14 protein-coding genes are annotated in these 16,417 nt (G+C 63.0%); 10 read left to right on the top strand and 4 right to left on the bottom strand.

Translation table 11 applies throughout. The features are described 5' to 3' along the window. Positions 1-73 precede the first annotated feature (73 nt). The 9 genes from A3764_RS14810 to A3764_RS14770 all read left to right on the top strand — a co-directional run bounded on the left by A3764_RS14810 (position 74) and on the right by A3764_RS14770 (position 10,332). The gene (locus tag A3764_RS14810) at positions 74-631 is read left to right on the top strand and encodes a cytochrome b/b6 domain-containing protein (RefSeq protein ID WP_236628204.1); all 558 of its coding nucleotides are present in this window, start codon (positions 74-76) and stop codon (positions 629-631) included. Positions 632-814: 183 nt separating this feature from the next. After that, positions 815-1,930, top strand: coding sequence for a TFIIB-type zinc finger domain-containing protein (locus A3764_RS14805; RefSeq protein ID WP_067919554.1), 1,116 nt, complete (start codon positions 815-817; stop codon positions 1,928-1,930). Between the two features lie 7 nt (positions 1,931-1,937). Continuing rightward, positions 1,938-2,612: a nitroreductase gene (locus A3764_RS14800; RefSeq protein WP_067919552.1), complete on the top strand. Its 675-nt coding sequence runs from the start codon at positions 1,938-1,940 to the stop codon at positions 2,610-2,612. After that, entirely contained in the window at positions 2,612-3,058 is a 447-nt protein-coding gene (gene dtd / locus A3764_RS14795) for a D-aminoacyl-tRNA deacylase (RefSeq protein WP_067919550.1), read from the top strand. Before A3764_RS14800 ends, dtd begins: the two co-directional genes overlap by 1 nt. A gap of 135 nt (positions 3,059-3,193) precedes the next feature. Further along, positions 3,194-5,188 carry a CocE/NonD family hydrolase gene (locus A3764_RS14790; RefSeq protein ID WP_067919548.1) on the top strand — a complete coding sequence of 665 codons (1,995 nt, stop codon included), beginning with the start codon at positions 3,194-3,196 and terminating at the stop codon, positions 5,186-5,188. 120 nt (positions 5,189-5,308) lie between these two features. Continuing rightward, on the top strand, positions 5,309-6,913 hold the full coding sequence (locus A3764_RS14785; RefSeq protein ID WP_067919546.1) for an ABC transporter substrate-binding protein: 1,605 nt from the start codon (positions 5,309-5,311) through the stop codon (positions 6,911-6,913). A gap of 16 nt (positions 6,914-6,929) precedes the next feature. Continuing rightward, complete coding sequence (locus tag A3764_RS14780) at positions 6,930-7,886, top strand: ABC transporter permease (RefSeq protein WP_067919545.1); 957 nt, start codon at positions 6,930-6,932, stop codon at positions 7,884-7,886. Beyond that, positions 7,883-8,698: an ABC transporter permease gene (locus tag A3764_RS14775; protein WP_067919543.1), complete on the top strand. Its 816-nt coding sequence runs from the start codon at positions 7,883-7,885 to the stop codon at positions 8,696-8,698. Before A3764_RS14780 ends, A3764_RS14775 begins: the two co-directional genes overlap by 4 nt. Further along, a complete protein-coding gene (locus A3764_RS14770; RefSeq protein ID WP_067919542.1) occupies positions 8,695-10,332 on the top strand; it encodes an ABC transporter ATP-binding protein in 1,638 nt (545 codons plus the stop codon). The genes A3764_RS14775 and A3764_RS14770 overlap by 4 nt, the downstream gene beginning before the upstream one ends. A 33-nt stretch (positions 10,333-10,365) precedes the next feature. On the opposite strand, the gene A3764_RS14765 is transcribed toward A3764_RS14770, so the two are convergent. Then, on the bottom strand, positions 10,366-11,124 hold the full coding sequence (locus A3764_RS14765; RefSeq protein ID WP_201722101.1) for a potassium channel family protein: 759 nt from the start codon (positions 11,122-11,124) through the stop codon (positions 10,366-10,368). Between the two features lie 167 nt (positions 11,125-11,291). On the opposite strand from A3764_RS14765, the gene A3764_RS14760 reads away from it, so the two are divergent. Beyond that, positions 11,292-12,128, top strand: a complete 837-nt coding sequence (locus A3764_RS14760) for an alkaline phosphatase family protein (RefSeq protein WP_067919540.1) — start codon at positions 11,292-11,294, stop codon at positions 12,126-12,128. An 8-nt stretch (positions 12,129-12,136) separates the two neighbouring features. Here the strand turns inward: A3764_RS14760 and A3764_RS14755 are convergent, their stop codons facing one another. From A3764_RS14755 to A3764_RS14745, 3 genes are all read right to left on the bottom strand, one after another. Further along, positions 12,137-13,087, bottom strand: coding sequence for an alpha/beta hydrolase (locus tag A3764_RS14755; RefSeq protein WP_067919539.1), 951 nt, complete (start codon positions 13,085-13,087; stop codon positions 12,137-12,139). Beyond that, positions 13,084-14,961: an acyl-CoA synthetase gene (locus A3764_RS14750; protein WP_067919534.1), complete on the bottom strand. Its 1,878-nt coding sequence runs from the start codon at positions 14,959-14,961 to the stop codon at positions 13,084-13,086. The genes A3764_RS14755 and A3764_RS14750 overlap by 4 nt, the downstream gene beginning before the upstream one ends. Positions 14,962-15,159: 198 nt before the next feature. Then, a partial coding sequence (locus A3764_RS14745) for an ATP-binding cassette domain-containing protein (RefSeq protein WP_067951711.1) occupies positions 15,160-16,417 on the bottom strand: 1,258 nt, incomplete at its 5' end.

The raw sequence follows: 16,417 nt of genomic DNA, 5'->3' as shown, positions 1-16,417 counted from the left end.
ACCTGCCTGAACAGGGCGTGAAACTCTGACCCATCGGGGCGCGTGACATCTGGCAGGAGGTGAAGGAGGACTGATGACGCGGATGTTTCCCCACTTCCGCATTCCGCAGTACCGCAGCCTGCTGAAGGTGCTGCACTGGTCCATGGTGCCGCTTTTCGCGTGGTTCGTGCTGGTGCAACCGGCGGACGTGGCGCGGGTGGGCCCGGCGGCGGTACGCTTTCATTCGGTGATGGGGCTGGTCTTCGTCAGCTTCGCGCTCGCGTGGTTCACGCTTTACCTCCGGCGCGGGCTGGCCAGCCGCCCGGGGCCCAAGCTGAAAGGCAGGCTCAGGACCTTTCACCGGATGCTGCACAAGACGCTGCTCTGGGGCATCTTCCTCGTGGCGGTGGGCGGTTTCCTGATCGGGCTTACCTCCGCCGTGCAGCTTTGGGCGGGGGGTGTCGTACCCATCGCCCTCCCGCTCGACATGCCGCAGGCCAATGACTGGGTCGGCGTGCTGCATAGTATCGAATTCTACGCGCTGGCGCTTCTTGCCGGGGTCCACGCGGCCTTCCATATCTGGCGCCACCTGCGCCTGCGCGATAACGCGCTGCGGATCATGGCCCCCCGGGTGTTGCACCGCTTTCTCTGAGCCAACGCGTGACCGCAGCCCAAGATGAGTATTTAAGAAAGGGTGAAGGGGCCCGACACCTTCCTTCACCCTTTCTTAAATACTCAAATTCCCTGGCCGCAGCACAAAGCGTGGCGGCTCTGGCCAGCACCGCGCGGGGGCGATATGTCTGGCCTGCCGCTCTCATCCACCATCGGAGACCTCATGGCCGAGCCGCCCCCCGCCCCGCCCGCGCCTGAACGCGAACACCGCTTTCCCTGCGACACCTGCGGGTCGGACATGCGGTTCGACCCCGCCGCGGGCCTGCTGATCTGCGATCACTGCGGCAACCGCGAGGCCATCACAGGCCCCGGCCCCTTTGCACAGGTCATCAGGGAGCTCGACTTTGCCCGAGCGCTCGCCGCCCAGTTACCCGAAGCGGAACTGGAGGAAACCCGTGTCACCACCTGCCCCAACTGCGCGGCGCAAGTCGAATTCGCGCCCGGCGAACATGCCACCGAATGCCCCTTCTGCGCCACGCCCGTGGTTGCCGATACCGGCACGCAGCGCCAGATCAAGCCGCGGGGCGTCCTGCCTTTCGCTCTGACGGAAGACAGCGCGCGCGAGGCCATGACAGACTGGCTAGGCAGCCTGTGGTTCGCCCCGAACGGCCTGCGCCAATATGCGCGCGAGCATCGGCGGATGCAGGGGATTTACGTGCCCTACTGGACCTTCGATGCCAATACGCGGTCGCGCTACAGCGGGCAGCGCGGGACGGTTTATTACGTCACCCAGACCGTAGTGCGCGATGGCAAACGTATGCAGCAGCAGGTGCCCAAGGTGCGCTGGACGCCTGTTTCCGGCCGGGTGCGGCGTTTCTTTGACGATGTGTTGGTGCTTGCCTCAACCTCACTTCCCAAACGCTTTACCGATGCGCTGGCCCCCTGGGATCTCGCTGCGCTGGAGCCCTATGCGCCGGAATACCTCGCCGGGTTTCGGGCAGAGGGGTATGGCGTTTCGCTGGAGGAAGGCTTTACCGAGGCGCGTTCGATCATGGATCGCACAATCGAAAGGGACGTGAAGTTCGACATCGGCGGGGACCGGCAGCGCATCCAGTCCATCGATACGGATGTATCGGACGTGACATTCAAACATATCCTGCTGCCGGTCTGGCTCGCGGCCTACAAGTACCGGGGGCGGAGCTTTCGTTTCGTGGTCAACGGGCGTACCGGCACCGTACAGGGGGAGCGGCCCTATTCCGCCTTCAAGATCACCATCGCCGTCATCCTCGGGCTGCTCGCAGCCGCCATCGCCGGCTATTTCTACGCCATGAACCAATGAGCAGAGCATGAACCAGATAGATACTTTCAACGACATTCTCGAAGCGCGCTATTCCTGCCGGGCCTTTTTGCCCGATCCGGTGCCCGAGGATACCATAAGCCGCATGGTCCAGACCGCCCGACGCGTGCCTTCGTGGTGCAACGCGCAGCCGTGGCAGGTCTCCATCACCCGCGGCGATGCGACGGAGCGGTTCCGCGAGGCCCTGTCGCAGGCGGCCCTCGAAGGCGGCGCGCCGCAGCCGGACCTCGACTGGCCCACGGGCTATTCCGGCGTCTATGCAGAGCGGCGGCGCACCTGCGGCTTCCAGCTTTACGATGCGGTGGGGATCGACAAGAAAGACCGCGCGGGACGGCGCGCGCAGATGTTGCGCAACTACGCGCTTTTCGATGCGCCGCATGTCGCGATCGTGACGTCGCCCCGGGAACTTGGCCCCTATGGCGCGATGGACTGCGGCGGCTTCGTCGCGGCCTTCACACTCGCCGCCACGGCGCTGGGTGTCGCGACAATCCCGCAGGCGGCCATCGCGGCCTATGCACCGCTGGTGCGGGACCTGCTGGGCATTGCGGAGGACCGGCTCGTGCTTTGCGCGATCTCCTTCGGCTATGCCGACGAAAACGCCCCGGCCAATGCTTTCCGCACCGAACGGGCCGAGGCGCCGGACATCATCGACTGGGTGTCCTGATGCGGGCGCTGCTGCAACGGGTGTCCCGCGCGCGCGTCCGGGTCGGGGAAGAAACGACCGGCGAGATCGAGGGCGGGCTGCTCGTATTCGTCTGCGCCATGCCCGGCGACGATGCGGAGACGGGCCGGAAACTGGCCGAAAAAATCCTGAAGCTGCGCCTCTTCCGCGATGCGGAGGGGCGGATGAACCTGAACACGGCGGACGCGGGCGGCGCGCTGCTGGTGGTCAGCCAGTTCACGCTCGCCGCCGATACGGCGCGGGGCACCCGGCCGGGATTTTCCCGCGCCGCACCCCCCGATCTGGCGGAGCAGCTTTACGACGCCTTCGTCGCCGACCTGCGATCCCGGCATGAGCGGGTGGAGACGGGCCGGTTCGGCGCCGATATGGCGGTGGAACTGGTCAACGACGGGCCGGTCACCATCTGGCTGGACACGCAAGCGCCCTGAACCGGGATCCCGCGGCCCGCCGAAATGTCCGCATACGAGGGGCCGGCCCCTCGCGCTCCCCGAAGTATTTCCGATCATGAGAAAGGGAGGCGACAGCCTGTTGACAGCCCACGTACCCGGCCGCAGGGTCGCGCCATGACCGACAGACCCAACACCACCCGTGCACTCGTGGAGGAACCGGACATGGGCATCACCCTGTCCGACGGCTGCCGCCTCTCCGCCCGCGTCTGGATGCCCGAAGATGCGGGCGATGATCCGGTGCCCGCGATCCTTGAATACCTGCCCTATCGCAAGCGGGACGGCACCGTGGCGCGGGATGCGCTGACCCATCCCTATTTCGCGGAGCGTGGTTATGCCTGCATCCGCGTCGATATTCGCGGCAACGGCGACAGCGAAGGGCTGATGGAGGATGAATACACCCCGCAGGAGCTTTCCGACGCCGTGGAGGTGATCGACTGGCTCGCGGCCCAGCCGTGGTGCAACGGGCGCTTGGGGATGATGGGCATCAGCTGGGGTGGCTTCAATGGGTTGCAGGTGGCTGCACTGGGGCCGGAGCCGCTGAAGGCGGTGATCACGCTCTGCTCCACCGTGGACCGCTTTGCCGATGACATCCACTACAAGGGGGGCTGCCTGCTGAATGAAAACCTCGGCTGGGGGGCGACCATGTGGTCCTATTCGTCGCGTGCGCCGGACCCGGCCCTGCAGGAGAACTGGCGGCAGATGTGGCTGGAGCGGCTGAAGAACGAACCTTTCCTGCCCTCGGTCTGGCTGCGCCATCAGACACGCGATGCCTATTGGCGGCATGGTTCGGTGATCGAGGATTACAGCAGCATCAAGGCCAAGGTGCTGGCAGTGGGTGGCTGGGGCGACGCCTACAAGAACACGGTGCCGCAGATCGTAGAGGCGCTGCCGGGCGCCAAGGGGATCGTGGGGCCATGGGTGCATAAATATCCCCATTTCGCCGTGCCCGAACCCCGTATCGGTTTCCTGCAGGAAGCCTTGCGCTGGTGGGACCACTGGCTGAAGGACATGGACACCGGCGTGGAGGCGGACCCCGATTATCGCGCCTACCTGATGGACGGTGTGCGCCCGGCCACATGGTACGCGGAACGCCCGGGCCGCTGGGTCACCGAGGCGGAAGGCGCCACGGCCCATCTGGAAAGCGCGCGGTTGCATCTGACGGATGGGGGCTTGGCAACGGAGGCGGGCGGGCTGGACCGGCACGTCCATTCCCCTGCCGACTGTGGAAGCGCTGCCGGGGAATATTGCGCCATCTGGCTCGGCCCTGAACAGCCGGGCGACCAACGGGTGGATGACGCGCTGTCATCCTGTTTCGACAGCGCGCCGCTCGCGTCGGACATGGATATCCTTGGCGCGCCCCGCATCACCCTGCGACTGGCAAGCGACCGGCCACAGGCACAGATCGCCGTGCGGCTGAACCATCTGCACCCCGACGGGGCATCGACCCGCATCACCTACGGGGTATTGAACCTGTCGCACCGCCGCTCCGCCTCCGACCCGCAGGCCATGACGCCGGGCGCGGAGGAGGAGATCACGCTCGACCTCGATCACATCGGCTACCGCATTCCCGAGGGGCACCGGCTCCGGGTTGCCGTTTCCACCGCGTATTGGCCGCTGATCTGGCCCGCGCCGGAGGCTGCCACGCTCACGCTTTCGGGGGGTCACATCGACCTTCCGCAGCGCCCATCGGGCCAACAGGACGAATATGTCTTTCCACCCCCCGCCGCGGCTGCTCCGTGGGAGCCGGAGGAGCTGCGCCCCGAAGCGCATCTGCGCCGGCAGGAGCGTGACCTGACCAGCGACGCGGTCACGCTGGTGATCGAGGATGATTTCGGCAAGGTCCGTGACCGGGAGCATGGCATCGTGTCCGGCTCTGTCGCCCGGGAACGCTGGACCATCCTGCCGGACGATCCGCTATCGGCCAGCGGGGCCTGCCATTGGACGGACGAGCTGGAGCGCGAGGGCCTGCGCCTGCGCACCGAAACGCGCTGTGCGATGACCTGTGACGCTGCGTTCTTCCACCTGACCGCGCGGATCGAAGCCTATGAAAACGATGAATTGATTTACGAGCGTGACGTTACCGATAGCATTGAGCGACAATTTATGTAACGAACGCGTCACACGCAGGACGGTATTTACCCTTGCGACAGGTTTGAAAATGAGCAAACTTGACTCATAAATCAATAAAACGGCGCGCAACGACGGGCCAGTCTAACGGGAGACATCTACATGAATGATCAACTGAAACATCTGACCGGTGAAGTGGCGAAGGGCAAAATGACCCGCCGCGAATTCGTGGGCCGCGCCGCGGCTCTCGGCGTCACCGCCGCCGTGGCGAACTCCATGCTTGCCGAAAGCGCGCGCGCCGATGCCCATGCGATGCCCAAGCGCGGCGGCATGATGCGCATCGGTTCCTCCGGTGGGGAAAGCACCAACACGCAGGATCCGGCACTGGTCGCATCTGAAGCGCCGCTGAACAACATTCGTTCCTGGGGTGAGCTTCTGGTTGAAGTCGATTCAGAAGGCCTTATCGAGAACCGGATGGCCGAAAGCGTCGAAGCATCCGCCGACGCCAAGACCTGGGTCTTCAAGATCCGTAAGGGCATTCCCTTCTCCAACGGCAAGGACATGACCCCGGACGACGTGCTGAAGACCATGCAGCGCCACTCCAACGAAGAAAGCCAGTCCGGCGCACTTGGTATCATGAAGGGCATCGCCGACATGAAGGTCGATGGCGACAACTTCATTGTCGAGCTTGAGACAGCCAATGCCGACCTGCCCTATCTGATGGCCGACTATCACCTGATGATCCAGCCAAACGGTGGGATGGATGATCCTGCAGCCGCGATCGGCACAGGCCCCTATACGCTCGAGATCGACGAACCCGGTGTGCGTCACGCGTACAAGCGTCGCGAAGATTACTGGGATGCAGAGAACCGCGGCTTTGCCGATGAGATCGAGCAGCTGGTTCTGAACGATGCGACCGCACGGACGGCGGCACTTCAGTCCGGGCAGGTTCATATCATCAACCGTATCGACCCCAAGGTTGCAAGCCTTCTGGACCGTGCACCCGGCTTGCGGGTTGAATCCGTTGCGGGTCGTGGCCACTATGTCTTTATCGCCCATGTCGATACAGAGCCATTCAGCAACAACGACGTTATGCTGGCCCTGAAGTATGCCATCAACCGCGAAGAGATGGTCGACAAGATTCTGCGCGGCTACGGCTCTGTCGGCAACGACTTCCCGATCAACGCATCCTACCCGCTGTTCGACGATTCGATCCCGCAGCGCGAGCATTCCATCGAGAAAGCACGGGAGCATTACGAGAAGTCCGGACACGATGGCAGCCCGATCATTCTGCGCGTCGCCGATGGCGCCTTCCCGGGAGCGGTCGATGCTGCGGCTCTGTTCCAAGAAACCGCCAAGGCCGCGGGCATCCCGCTGGAAATCAAGCGGGAGCCAAACGATGGCTACTGGTCCGAAGTCTGGAACGTGCAGCCCTTCTGCGCCTCTTACTGGGGTGGCCGTCCGGTACAGGATCAGATGTACACTACGGCCTATCTGTCCACGGCAGACTGGAACGACACCCGCTGGAAGCGCCCCGAGTTCGACAAGATGCTTAATGCGGCGAAGGCGGAACTGGACGCGGTCAAGCGCAAGGAAATCTATTCCCAGATGGGCCGGATGCTGCGCGAAGAAGGCGGTGTCATCCTTCCGATGTTCAACGACTTCGTTGCAGGTGTCTCGGACGATATCGGTGGCTGGAACAACGATCCGAACGGCCCCGTCATGAACAACATGTCCCACATCAAGTGCTGGTTAAAGGACGCCTAAGGGCAGATTGTTGGTCATGCACCCTATTATAAAACTGATAGCCCAGCGCCTTGCGCTGGGCTTGATGCTCCTTTTTGCGGCATCTATCCTGATATTCGGGGGCACAATGATGCTGCCCGGCGATGTCGCTCAACAGATTCTGGGGCAATCTGCGACCCCTGAAAGCCTTGCCAACCTGCGCGCGGAACTAGGGCTGAACGATCCGCCTATCACGCGGTACTTTAACTGGCTCGGCGGATTTCTCACTGGTGATCTGGGTACTGCCCTCTCGAACGGCCGGGATATCGGTGAAAGCGTGAGCTTCCGTTTGGGCAATACCCTGTTTCTTGCATTCTGGGCGGCTGCCATCTCGGTTCCGCTGGCGATTTTTCTGGGGCTGCTTGCGGTCCGCTACAAGGATCGCTGGCCGGACAAGCTGATTTCAGCTGTCACGCTCACCACGATTTCGATCCCCGAATTCATGATCGGCTATATTCTGATCTACTGGATTTCGATCCAGCTTGGCTGGTTCTCGTCGGTTTCGATCATTTATGACACGATGACCTTGGGCGAAAAGCTTAATGCCATCGCGATCCCCGTCATGGTCCTGACGCTCGTGGTTCTGGCGCATATGATGCGCATGACCCGTGCGGCCATCCTCAACGTGATGCAATCCGCCTATATCGAAACGGCCGAGCTGAAAGGCATGGGGATGCTCAAGATCATCCGCAAACATGCCTTCCCGAATGCGATCGCGCCGATCGTGAACGTGGTCATGCTGAACCTCGCCTATCTTGTCGTCGGCGTCGTCGTCATTGAGGTGGTCTTTGCCTATCCCGGCATGGGTCAGTACCTTGTCGACCACGTGTCCAAGCGCGATGTGCCTGTCGTGCAGGCATGCGGCCTGATCTTCGCCGCCGTCTACATCGGGCTGAACCTTGTCGCGGACATCGTGTCCATCCTTGCCAACCCGCGGTTGAGGCACCCGAAATGAAGAACATGCCCATTTCCGCGATCATCGGCCTGTTCTTCACCGGCCTCTATTTCCTCATGGCGATCTTCGCCCCGCTCATCGCGCCCTACGGCATGTCCGAAGTCGTGGGCGACGTGTGGGAACCGGCCTCCGACCAGTTCATCCTGGGGACGGACAACATCGGGCGCGACCTGCTGACCCGAATGATCTACGGCGGTCAGACGACGATCTTCATCGCCACGATGGCAACGATCCTCAGCTTCGTGACCGGGTCCGTGCTGGGTTTCTTCGCAGCCGTTTCCGGCGGCTGGGTGGACCAAGCGATGAGCCGGTTCGTCGATCTCATCATGTCGATCCCGTCACTGATCTTCGCGCTTGTGGTGCTTTCGGTCATGCCGACAACGGTGACCATCCTGATCGTCCTCATGGGCCTTCTCGACAGCACCCGTGTCTACCGCCTTGCCCGGGCGGTGGCCGTGGACATCACGGTGATGGACTATGTCGAGGCCGCGCGCCTGCGGGGCGAGAAGGTCGTCTGGGTCATCTTCCGCGAGATCCTGCCAAACGCGCTGTCGCCGCTGGTGGCTGAAATGGGGCTGCGCTTCATCTTCATGGTGCTGTTCATCTCCACCCTGTCCTTCCTCGGGCTGGGTGTGCAGCCGCCGCAGGCTGATTGGGGCGGCATCGTGAAGGAGAACAAGGAGGGCATCAATTACGGCATCGCCGCAGCCCTCTATCCGGCCTTCGCCATCGCCACGCTCTGCATTTCCATCAACCTCGTGGCCGACTGGATCTTGAACCGTACCACCTCGCTGAAAGGAGGCCGGGGATGAGCGACAAGCTTCTCAAGGTCCGCAACCTGAAGATCGGCGCGACGGTTTATCCGCCGGGTGAAAAACCCAAGGAGATCGAGATCGTCCATGGTGTCGATTTCGAACTCGAAGGCGGCAAGGTGCTGGGGCTGATCGGCGAATCCGGCGCCGGCAAATCCACAATCGGCCTTGCCACCATGGCCTATGGGCGGGGCGGTGTGGAACTGACCGGCGGTGAGGTCTGGGTCAACGGGCGCGACATACTGAAATCGCGGATGCGCGATGTGCGCAGGCTCCGGGGCGGCGAGGTGACTTATGTCTCGCAATCCGCCGCCGCGTCGTTCAACCCTGCCAAGAAGATCATGGAGCAGGTGACCGAAGCTGCGATCCTTCAGAAGAAGTTTTCGAAAAAGGAGGCAGAGGCACGTGCGGTTGAGCTTTTCCGCAAACTGGGCCTGCCCGACCCCGAAAACATCGGAAGCCGGTATCCGCACCAGGTATCGGGCGGACAGTTGCAGCGTTGCATGACGGCACTGGCTCTTTGTCCGGAACCCGACCTCGTGGTTTTCGACGAACCGACCACAGCGCTGGACGTCACCACCCAGATCGACGTGCTGGCCGCGATCAAGGAAGCGATCCATGCCACCGGCGTGGCCGCGCTCTACATCACCCATGACCTCGCCGTGGTGGCGCAGGTGAGCGATCATATCATGGTGCTGAAGATGGGCGAGATGGTCGAATACGGCACCACGGATCAGATCATCAACAACCCGCGGGAAGAATACACGCAGGCGCTCGTTTCGGTCCGGTCCATCCGGCACGAGGAAAAGCAGCCGACGGACAATCCCCTGCTGCGGGTGGAGAATGTGACCGCGCGCTACCGGGGCACGGACTTCGACGTACTGAAGAACGTGAACGTGGAGCTTCACCCGGGCCAGACCTTGGCTGTCGTGGGTGAATCCGGCTCGGGTAAGTCTACGCTCGCCCGGGTCATCACCGGCCTTTTGCCCCCTTCCAAGGGTCAAATCACCTTCGACGGTCGCAGCCTTTCACAGGATCTGAAGTCGCGCAGCTACGAAGACCTGCGCGAATTACAGATGATCTACCAGATGGCCGATACCGCGATGAACCCGCGCCAGACCGTTGGCACGATCATCGGGCGCCCGCTGGAATTCTACTTTGGCCTCAAGGGCAAGGAAAAGCAGCGCCGCATTCAGGAACTGCTGGATGAAATCGAGCTCGGCACCGGCTTTCAGGACCGGTATCCGGCGGAGCTTTCGGGCGGGCAGAAACAGCGCGTCTGTATCGCCCGGGCGCTGGCGGCAAAGCCGAAGCTGATCATCTGCGATGAAGTCACGAGCGCGCTCGATCCTCTGGTCGCGGACGGGATCCTCAAACTCCTGCTCAACCTGCAGAAGATCGAGGATGTCGCCTATCTGTTCATCACCCATGACCTTGCGACGGTGAAGGCCATCGCCGACAGTATCGCCGTGATGTATCAGGGTCAGGTTGTCCGCTACGGGACAAAATCCGAAGTCCTGTCGCCCCCCTTCGACGACTACACCGATCTGCTGCTCAGTTCGGTGCCGGAAATGAAGCTGGGCTGGCTGGAAGAAACGCTCGAACATCGCCGCATGGAAAGCGCCGGCCACTAGGCCGGCGTGCCCCCTGCCCCCGGACCCCTGGGGTCAGAGCGTGCCTTCGGTCTGGATATGCAGCGTCTCGCCGCAGTGTTTGCAATGAACCGCATCCGGATCATGCAGCATCAGCCCGCATTCGGGGCATTCGTGGCGCACCTTTGCCGGGCGGAACAGCACCTGCAGCAGCCGCACGAACAGCGTGACACCGAAGATCATCACCACGACCGCAAGCAACCGCCCCCACTGACCGCCCAGCGTGATGTCGCCGAAACCGGTCGTCGTCAGCGTGGTGACGGTGAAATAGAGCGCGTCGGCATAAGTGCGAATTTCGGGGTTGATTCCCACCTGCGTGGCATAGATCAGCCCCGTCATGATAAAGAGGAAGACGGCCAGGTTTATCGCGGCAAGGATCGCTTCTTCGTTCGCGCGGAAATAGTGGAAATCCTGCCGCAGTCGACCCAGAAGCTGATAGGTGTGCAGCAATCGCAGCGTGCGCAGAATACGCAAAAAGCCCAGCCCCTCCCCCGCGATGGGGGCAAGGAAGGACAGGATCGCCGCAATGTCAGCCCAGGTGGATACCCGCAGAAAAACCCGGTGGTGGAACCGTGCCAACCCGAGCCGGATCAGGAAATCCGTGAGGATCACGAGGCCGAAAACCACATCCACCACCTCGATCCAGCGGGCGGGCTCCACGAAGGAGGTGGCGATGACGAAAAGGATCGTCACGATATCGAAGGCGAGAAGCCCGTATCGGAAGACATGCGCGCGGTGCGTGTCGTCTTGATAGAGCTCTCTCAACAGGTGCAAAGGGTGTCTCCCGCGGGCGACGCGCCCTTTCTGCCCAGAGCATAGCCTTTGCCCGCCGCGTGACCACCCGCTTCTGCCGAAACGCCAAGGGGCGTGTCACCTTTGCCGCTGACCTTTGGCCTGCCGCGTGATAGGCCTGCATCAACAACAAGGGACGAGGATCACCGATGAAAAAGAAACTCCTGCTCATCATTCTCGACGGGGTGCCCTATCGCAACTGGCGGCGGCTCTTCGGCAACCTCGAGGGCTGGGTGGACAGCGGCGATGCCCGCGTTTGGAAGATGCGCGCGGTGCTGCCTTCCATCTCGGCCTCCTGCTACGCCTCGATCCATACCGGCGTCGCGCCGCAGGAACATGGTTGCACCGGTAACGGCAATGTCTTTCGGCTAAAGCAAAAGGACGTCTTTGCGCAGGTGCGCGCGGCAGGCGGCGTGACGGGGGCGGTGGCGCATTCATTCTGGTCCGAATTCTTCAATCGCCACCCCTTCGACTACGTGCGCGATGTCGAATATGACGAGCCGGACAGCGACACCATCAACCATGGCCGCTTTCACACCATGACGGGCTATGGTCATACGAACCAGATGACCCCGTCGGACGTGGACCTTTTCGCCTCGCTCACCAACCTGTGCCTGCGGTTCGGGCTGGATTACGGCATGCTGCACACCTGCACGCTGGACAGCATGGGCCACAGGTTCTTCCACGACTGTCAGGAAATGGATCACTCCTGCGCGGTGATGGACGAGATGCTGGCCCCCTTCATCCCGAAATGGCGCGCGGCAGGATACGATATCATCGTCACGGCCGATCACGGGCAGGACGAACGCGGCCATCACGGCGGGCGCGGGCCGCTCCAACAGGAAGCGGCGCTTTATTATTTCGGGAATGCCGAAGGCCCGTCCGAGGATACGGTGATCGACCAGTTGCAACTGGCGCCCACGATGCTGTCCCTGATGGGAGCACCGATTGCGGATACGATGAAGGCGAAGCCCTTTCTGCGCTGATCGCAGGTCTAGCCCGGCCAGTCGCCCCGCCCGAGGGCGGCAATGGCCCGGGTGATACGCGCAAAGCTCTCCCCCGCCTTGGCGGAGACGGCGCGCGCCCGCAGGTAGCCATGGACAAGCCCCGGCTCCTCGATCCAGAGGGCCCGGCCCCCGGCGGCCTGAATCGCGTTACGGTAGGCTTCTCCGTCGCTCGACAGCGGATCGCATTCCGCGCTGACGATCACGCTGGGGGGCAGACCGCTGAAATCCGCGTCATGCAGCGGGGCATACCGGGGGTCCTCCGCGGGTGGCGCGTTGCCGCCGCAGCGCAGGCGCTGGTAGAACGCCATATCCGCGACCGTAAGCTGTGGTGCCTCGGCGTGGATGATATAGCTGCCCTGCGTCGGGTCGCCACCAAGCCCGGGATAGATCAGCACCTGCCCCACGATCCGGTCCCGCGCGATCCTGCCCCGCGCGTAATGAGCGACGGCGGCGGCGAGGTTGCCCCCCGCACTGTCCCCCACCAGTAAGAGCGGGCCGTCATACCCCTCTGCCACGGCGGAAAAGGCGGCCCAGGCGTCCTCAAAACAACCGGGAAAGACAGTCTCCGGTGCGAGGCGGTAATCCACCGAGACGACGCGGAATCCGGTTTCGGCGCAGATTTCGGCACAGACATCATCGTGGCTGTCCAACCCGCCCACGACAAAACCGCCCCCGTGGTAATAGACGACAGTCGACAAGGGTGTGGCAGGGGCAGACGGCTCATACCGCCGACAGGGCACACCGCCGAAGGGCGCATCACTGACGTGAACTCCTTCGGGACGCCCCCGGTAGAAGGCAGCGCACATCCGGTCATAGACCGCGCGCTGCTCTTCTATGGTCAGTGACACCGCGTCGGGCGGATAATGGCTTTCCGACCGCGCGATGTAATCCTGTATCTCGGCGTCCAGCAGGACCCCGTAATCTGCCTTAGGCGTCACGCAGGCTCCCACTTGCCGATGTAGCCGTCCAGAACCTTGCCCACGTCGGCTTCGGACGCGCCCTTCATCTTGATCTTCGCCACGAGGCCGCGCTTCTTGTCGTCTTCGACGTGGTCGACGCGCGCGTCGCAGTTCGCCTTTGCCAGCGCCTCGTCATAGACGCGGGTGATCGCATCCTTGCGCAGGTCGGGCTTGAAGATCTTTCCCACCGCCGTCTTCGGCAGTTCCTTCATGATGGTCATATGCTTGGGCTGGGCGGCACGTTCGTGCACCTTTTCCTTGCAGAAGGCCATCAGTTCCTCTTCGGAGACATCGCCGCCCTCGACCAGTTCGACATAGGCGCAGGGCACCTCGCCCGCATGCAGATCGGGCTGGCCGATGGCGCCGGCGAATGCCACGGCTTCATGCCCCAGCAGCGCCTCCTCAATCTCGGCGGGGTCGATGTTGTGGCCACCGCGAATGATCAGGTCCTTCGCGCGCCCCGTGATCCAGAGGTAGCCATCCTCGTCCACCCGGCCAAGATCACCCGTCCGCAGGTATTTGCCGTGATAGAACAGGTCCTTGTTCTTGTCGGCCTCCGTATAGGTGTTGCCTGCATAGACGCCGGGGTTGGAAATACAGATCTCCCCGATCTCGTCGACCTCGGCATCGACGGGTCCGTCGTTCGTTCCCTTGATGATGCGCACATCGGTATAAGGGAAGGTGATGCCGATGCTGCCCACCTTCTTGAGCCCGTCTGTCGGGTTGCAGGACACGAGGCAGGTCGCCTCCGTCAGGCCGTAACCTTCAACGAGCGTGACACCCGTGGCCTTTTCGAACCGGCGGAAGAGTTCAAGCGGTAGCGGGGCGGAGCCGGAAAACGCGGTCTTGACCGTGCTGACGTCCGCATCGATGGGCCGCTGCATCTTGGCAGAGATCGCGGTGGGCACGGTGATGATAAAGGTGATCTTCCAGCGTTCCACGAGCTTCCAGAAGTTGTCGAACACCCCTTCCCCGCGATAGCCCTGCGGCGTCGGAAAGACGACATGCGCGCCCGAGGTGATGGCCGCCATCAGGATCACGTGACAGGCGAAGACGTGGAACAGCGGAAGCGGACAGATGATGTTGTCCTCTTCGGTATAGAGCAGCCGGTGCCCCAGCCAGCCATTGTAGATGAGGCCCGAATACCGGTGCTGCGCAACCTTGGGCATGCCCGTGGTGCCGCCGGTGTGGAAATAGCAGGCGACGCGGTCCTCCTGTACATCCTCGAAGCCGAGCGTGGTGGATTGCTTGGCGACCTCGGTGTTGAAGTTCTTGTAGGTCGCCTTGTTCTCGACCGGGTTCTTGGGCCGGATCAACGGCACGATCCACGATTTCGGCGGCGTCAGATACCGTACGAGGTCAACCTCCAGCACGGTCTGGACATTGGGGGCGAGCTTCACCGCTTCGGCGGTCTTTTCGGCAACATCCGTCTTCGGGAAAGGCCGCAGGGTCACGACCACCTTGGCGTTGGTTTCGCGCAGGATGGAGCCGATCTGCTCCGGCTCCAGCAGCGGGTTGATCGGGTTCGCGATCCCGGCCACGGCACCGCCCAGAAGCGTGATCACGGTTTCGTTGCAGTTGGGCAGCACATAGGCCACCACATCCGTCGGCCCCACACCGAGGGAGCGGAACAGGTTCGCGGCCTGCGTCGTCTTGGCGTGCAACTCGCTCCAGCTCAGCGTTTCGGCCTTGTCCTTGGGGCCGGAAAAAATCTGGTAGCTGATGGCGTCGTGCTTGGGGAATTTCTGCGCGGTATTGCTCAGCAGGGCGTAGAGCGTCTTGGGAACGTCACGCTCTTCCCACGGCATCTCTGCTTCGATTGCATTACGGTCTTCGATTCCGGCAAATGTCATGGTGGTTCCTCCCTGATGACCGGTTTTCCGGTCCTTGTATCCCTCGCGCCGGAGGATGCGGCGAAAACACGCATTTCGCAACCTTGGCCATAGCTCTCAACGCGGCGTCACACCGGCTGACGCAACGGCAGCACCCACCTATTTGCGGTTGAATGCCGGATCACTGCCGAACCGGGCGCGTCCCCCGCCCCGGGGCGGCTATTCCGCCGCGATACCGTCGGTGAACTGGAGCCGCGCGAGCCGCGCATAAAGCCCGTCACGCGCGACGAGCGAATCGTGGGTGCCCAAGGCAACGATGCGGCCTTCCTCCAACACCACGATGCGGTCGGCCTTTTTCACCGTCGCCAGCCGGTGCGCCACGATCAGCGTCGTGCGCCCGGTGGCAAGCTTCTCCACCGCGCCCTGAACGGCCCGTTCGCTTTCGGCGTCGAGTGCGCTGGTCGCTTCGTCGAGCAGCAGGACAGGCGCGTCGCGCAGGATCGCACGCGCGATGGCGATGCGCTGCTTCTGCCCGCCTGAGAGCATGACACCCCGTTCGCCCAGATAGCTGTCATACCCTTCGGGCAACGCGCTAATGAAACTGTCGGCGGCGGCGGCGCGCGCCGCTGCAAGGATCTCCTCCTCCGTCGCGTCGGGGCGCCCGAAACGGATGTTGTCCCGGGCGGAGGCGGCGAAGATCACCGGGTCCTGCGGGACAAGGGCGATATACCGGCGCAGCACGTCGCGGCGCATATCCCGCAGGTCCATCCCATCGAGCGTGATGCGCCCGCGGCCCGGGTCGTAGAACCGCAGGATGAGCTGGATGATCGTGGTCTTCCCCGCGCCCGAAGGCCCGACAAAGGCGACCGTCTCCCCCGGTTCGATGACGAGGTTCACGCCATCCAGCGCCGCCGTCTCCGCGCGGGAGGGGTAGGCGAAATGCACATCCTCAAAGGCGATGCGCCCGGTCACTGTTTCGGGCGGCGCCTTTGGATTTTCCGGGTCGCGCACGCTGTCCTTCGATTGCAGCAGATCGACCAGCCGTTCGGTCGCACCGGCGGCGCGCTGCAATTCGCCCCAGATTTCAGACAGGGCGGCGACCGAACCGGCGACCATGACGGCATAGATCACGAATTGCACGAGCGCGCCCGCTGTCATCCCGCCTGCCCGAACGTCCCGCGCGCCGATCCAGAGCACACCGACAACGCCCGAAAAAACGAGGAAGATGACAATAACGGTCATCGTCGCCCGGGTGCGGATCCGCCGCCGCGCCGCCTCATAGGAGCTTTCGGTCATCTGGGCGAAACGCGCCCGGCTGGGGGCTTCCTGGGTGAAGGCCTGCACGGTCTGCACTGCGCCGAGGCTTTCGGAGGCATTGCCCGAACTGGCCGCGATCCAGTCCTGATTTTCGCGGCTGATGACCCGCAACCTGCGGCCCAGCGTAAGGATCGGCACCACCACCGCAGGCACGATCAGC

Source organism: Sulfitobacter sp. HI0129, from assembly GCF_001635395.1.
GTDB lineage: Bacteria > Pseudomonadota > Alphaproteobacteria > Rhodobacterales > Rhodobacteraceae > Sulfitobacter.
This window is presented reverse-complemented; position numbering and strand designations above follow the sequence as displayed.

Excerpts from the sequence above, each read along its gene's own strand:
- A3764_RS14810 (WP_236628204.1), top strand. The coding sequence starts at position 74 with ATGACGCGGATGTTTCCCCACTTCCGCATTCCGCAGTACCGCAGCCTG.
- A3764_RS14805 (WP_067919554.1), top strand. The coding sequence starts at position 815 with ATGGCCGAGCCGCCCCCCGCCCCGCCCGCGCCTGAACGCGAACACCGC.
- A3764_RS14800 (WP_067919552.1), top strand. The coding sequence starts at position 1,938 with ATGAACCAGATAGATACTTTCAACGACATTCTCGAAGCGCGCTATTCC.
- dtd (WP_067919550.1), top strand. The coding sequence starts at position 2,612 with ATGCGGGCGCTGCTGCAACGGGTGTCCCGCGCGCGCGTCCGGGTCGGG.
- A3764_RS14790 (WP_067919548.1), top strand. The coding sequence starts at position 3,194 with ATGACCGACAGACCCAACACCACCCGTGCACTCGTGGAGGAACCGGAC.
- A3764_RS14785 (WP_067919546.1), top strand. The coding sequence starts at position 5,309 with ATGAATGATCAACTGAAACATCTGACCGGTGAAGTGGCGAAGGGCAAA.
- A3764_RS14780 (WP_067919545.1), top strand. The coding sequence starts at position 6,930 with ATGCACCCTATTATAAAACTGATAGCCCAGCGCCTTGCGCTGGGCTTG.
- A3764_RS14775 (WP_067919543.1), top strand. The coding sequence starts at position 7,883 with ATGAAGAACATGCCCATTTCCGCGATCATCGGCCTGTTCTTCACCGGC.
- A3764_RS14770 (WP_067919542.1), top strand. The coding sequence starts at position 8,695 with ATGAGCGACAAGCTTCTCAAGGTCCGCAACCTGAAGATCGGCGCGACG.
- A3764_RS14760 (WP_067919540.1), top strand. The coding sequence starts at position 11,292 with ATGAAAAAGAAACTCCTGCTCATCATTCTCGACGGGGTGCCCTATCGC.
- A3764_RS14750 (WP_067919534.1), bottom strand. The coding sequence starts at position 14,961 with ATGACATTTGCCGGAATCGAAGACCGTAATGCAATCGAAGCAGAGATG.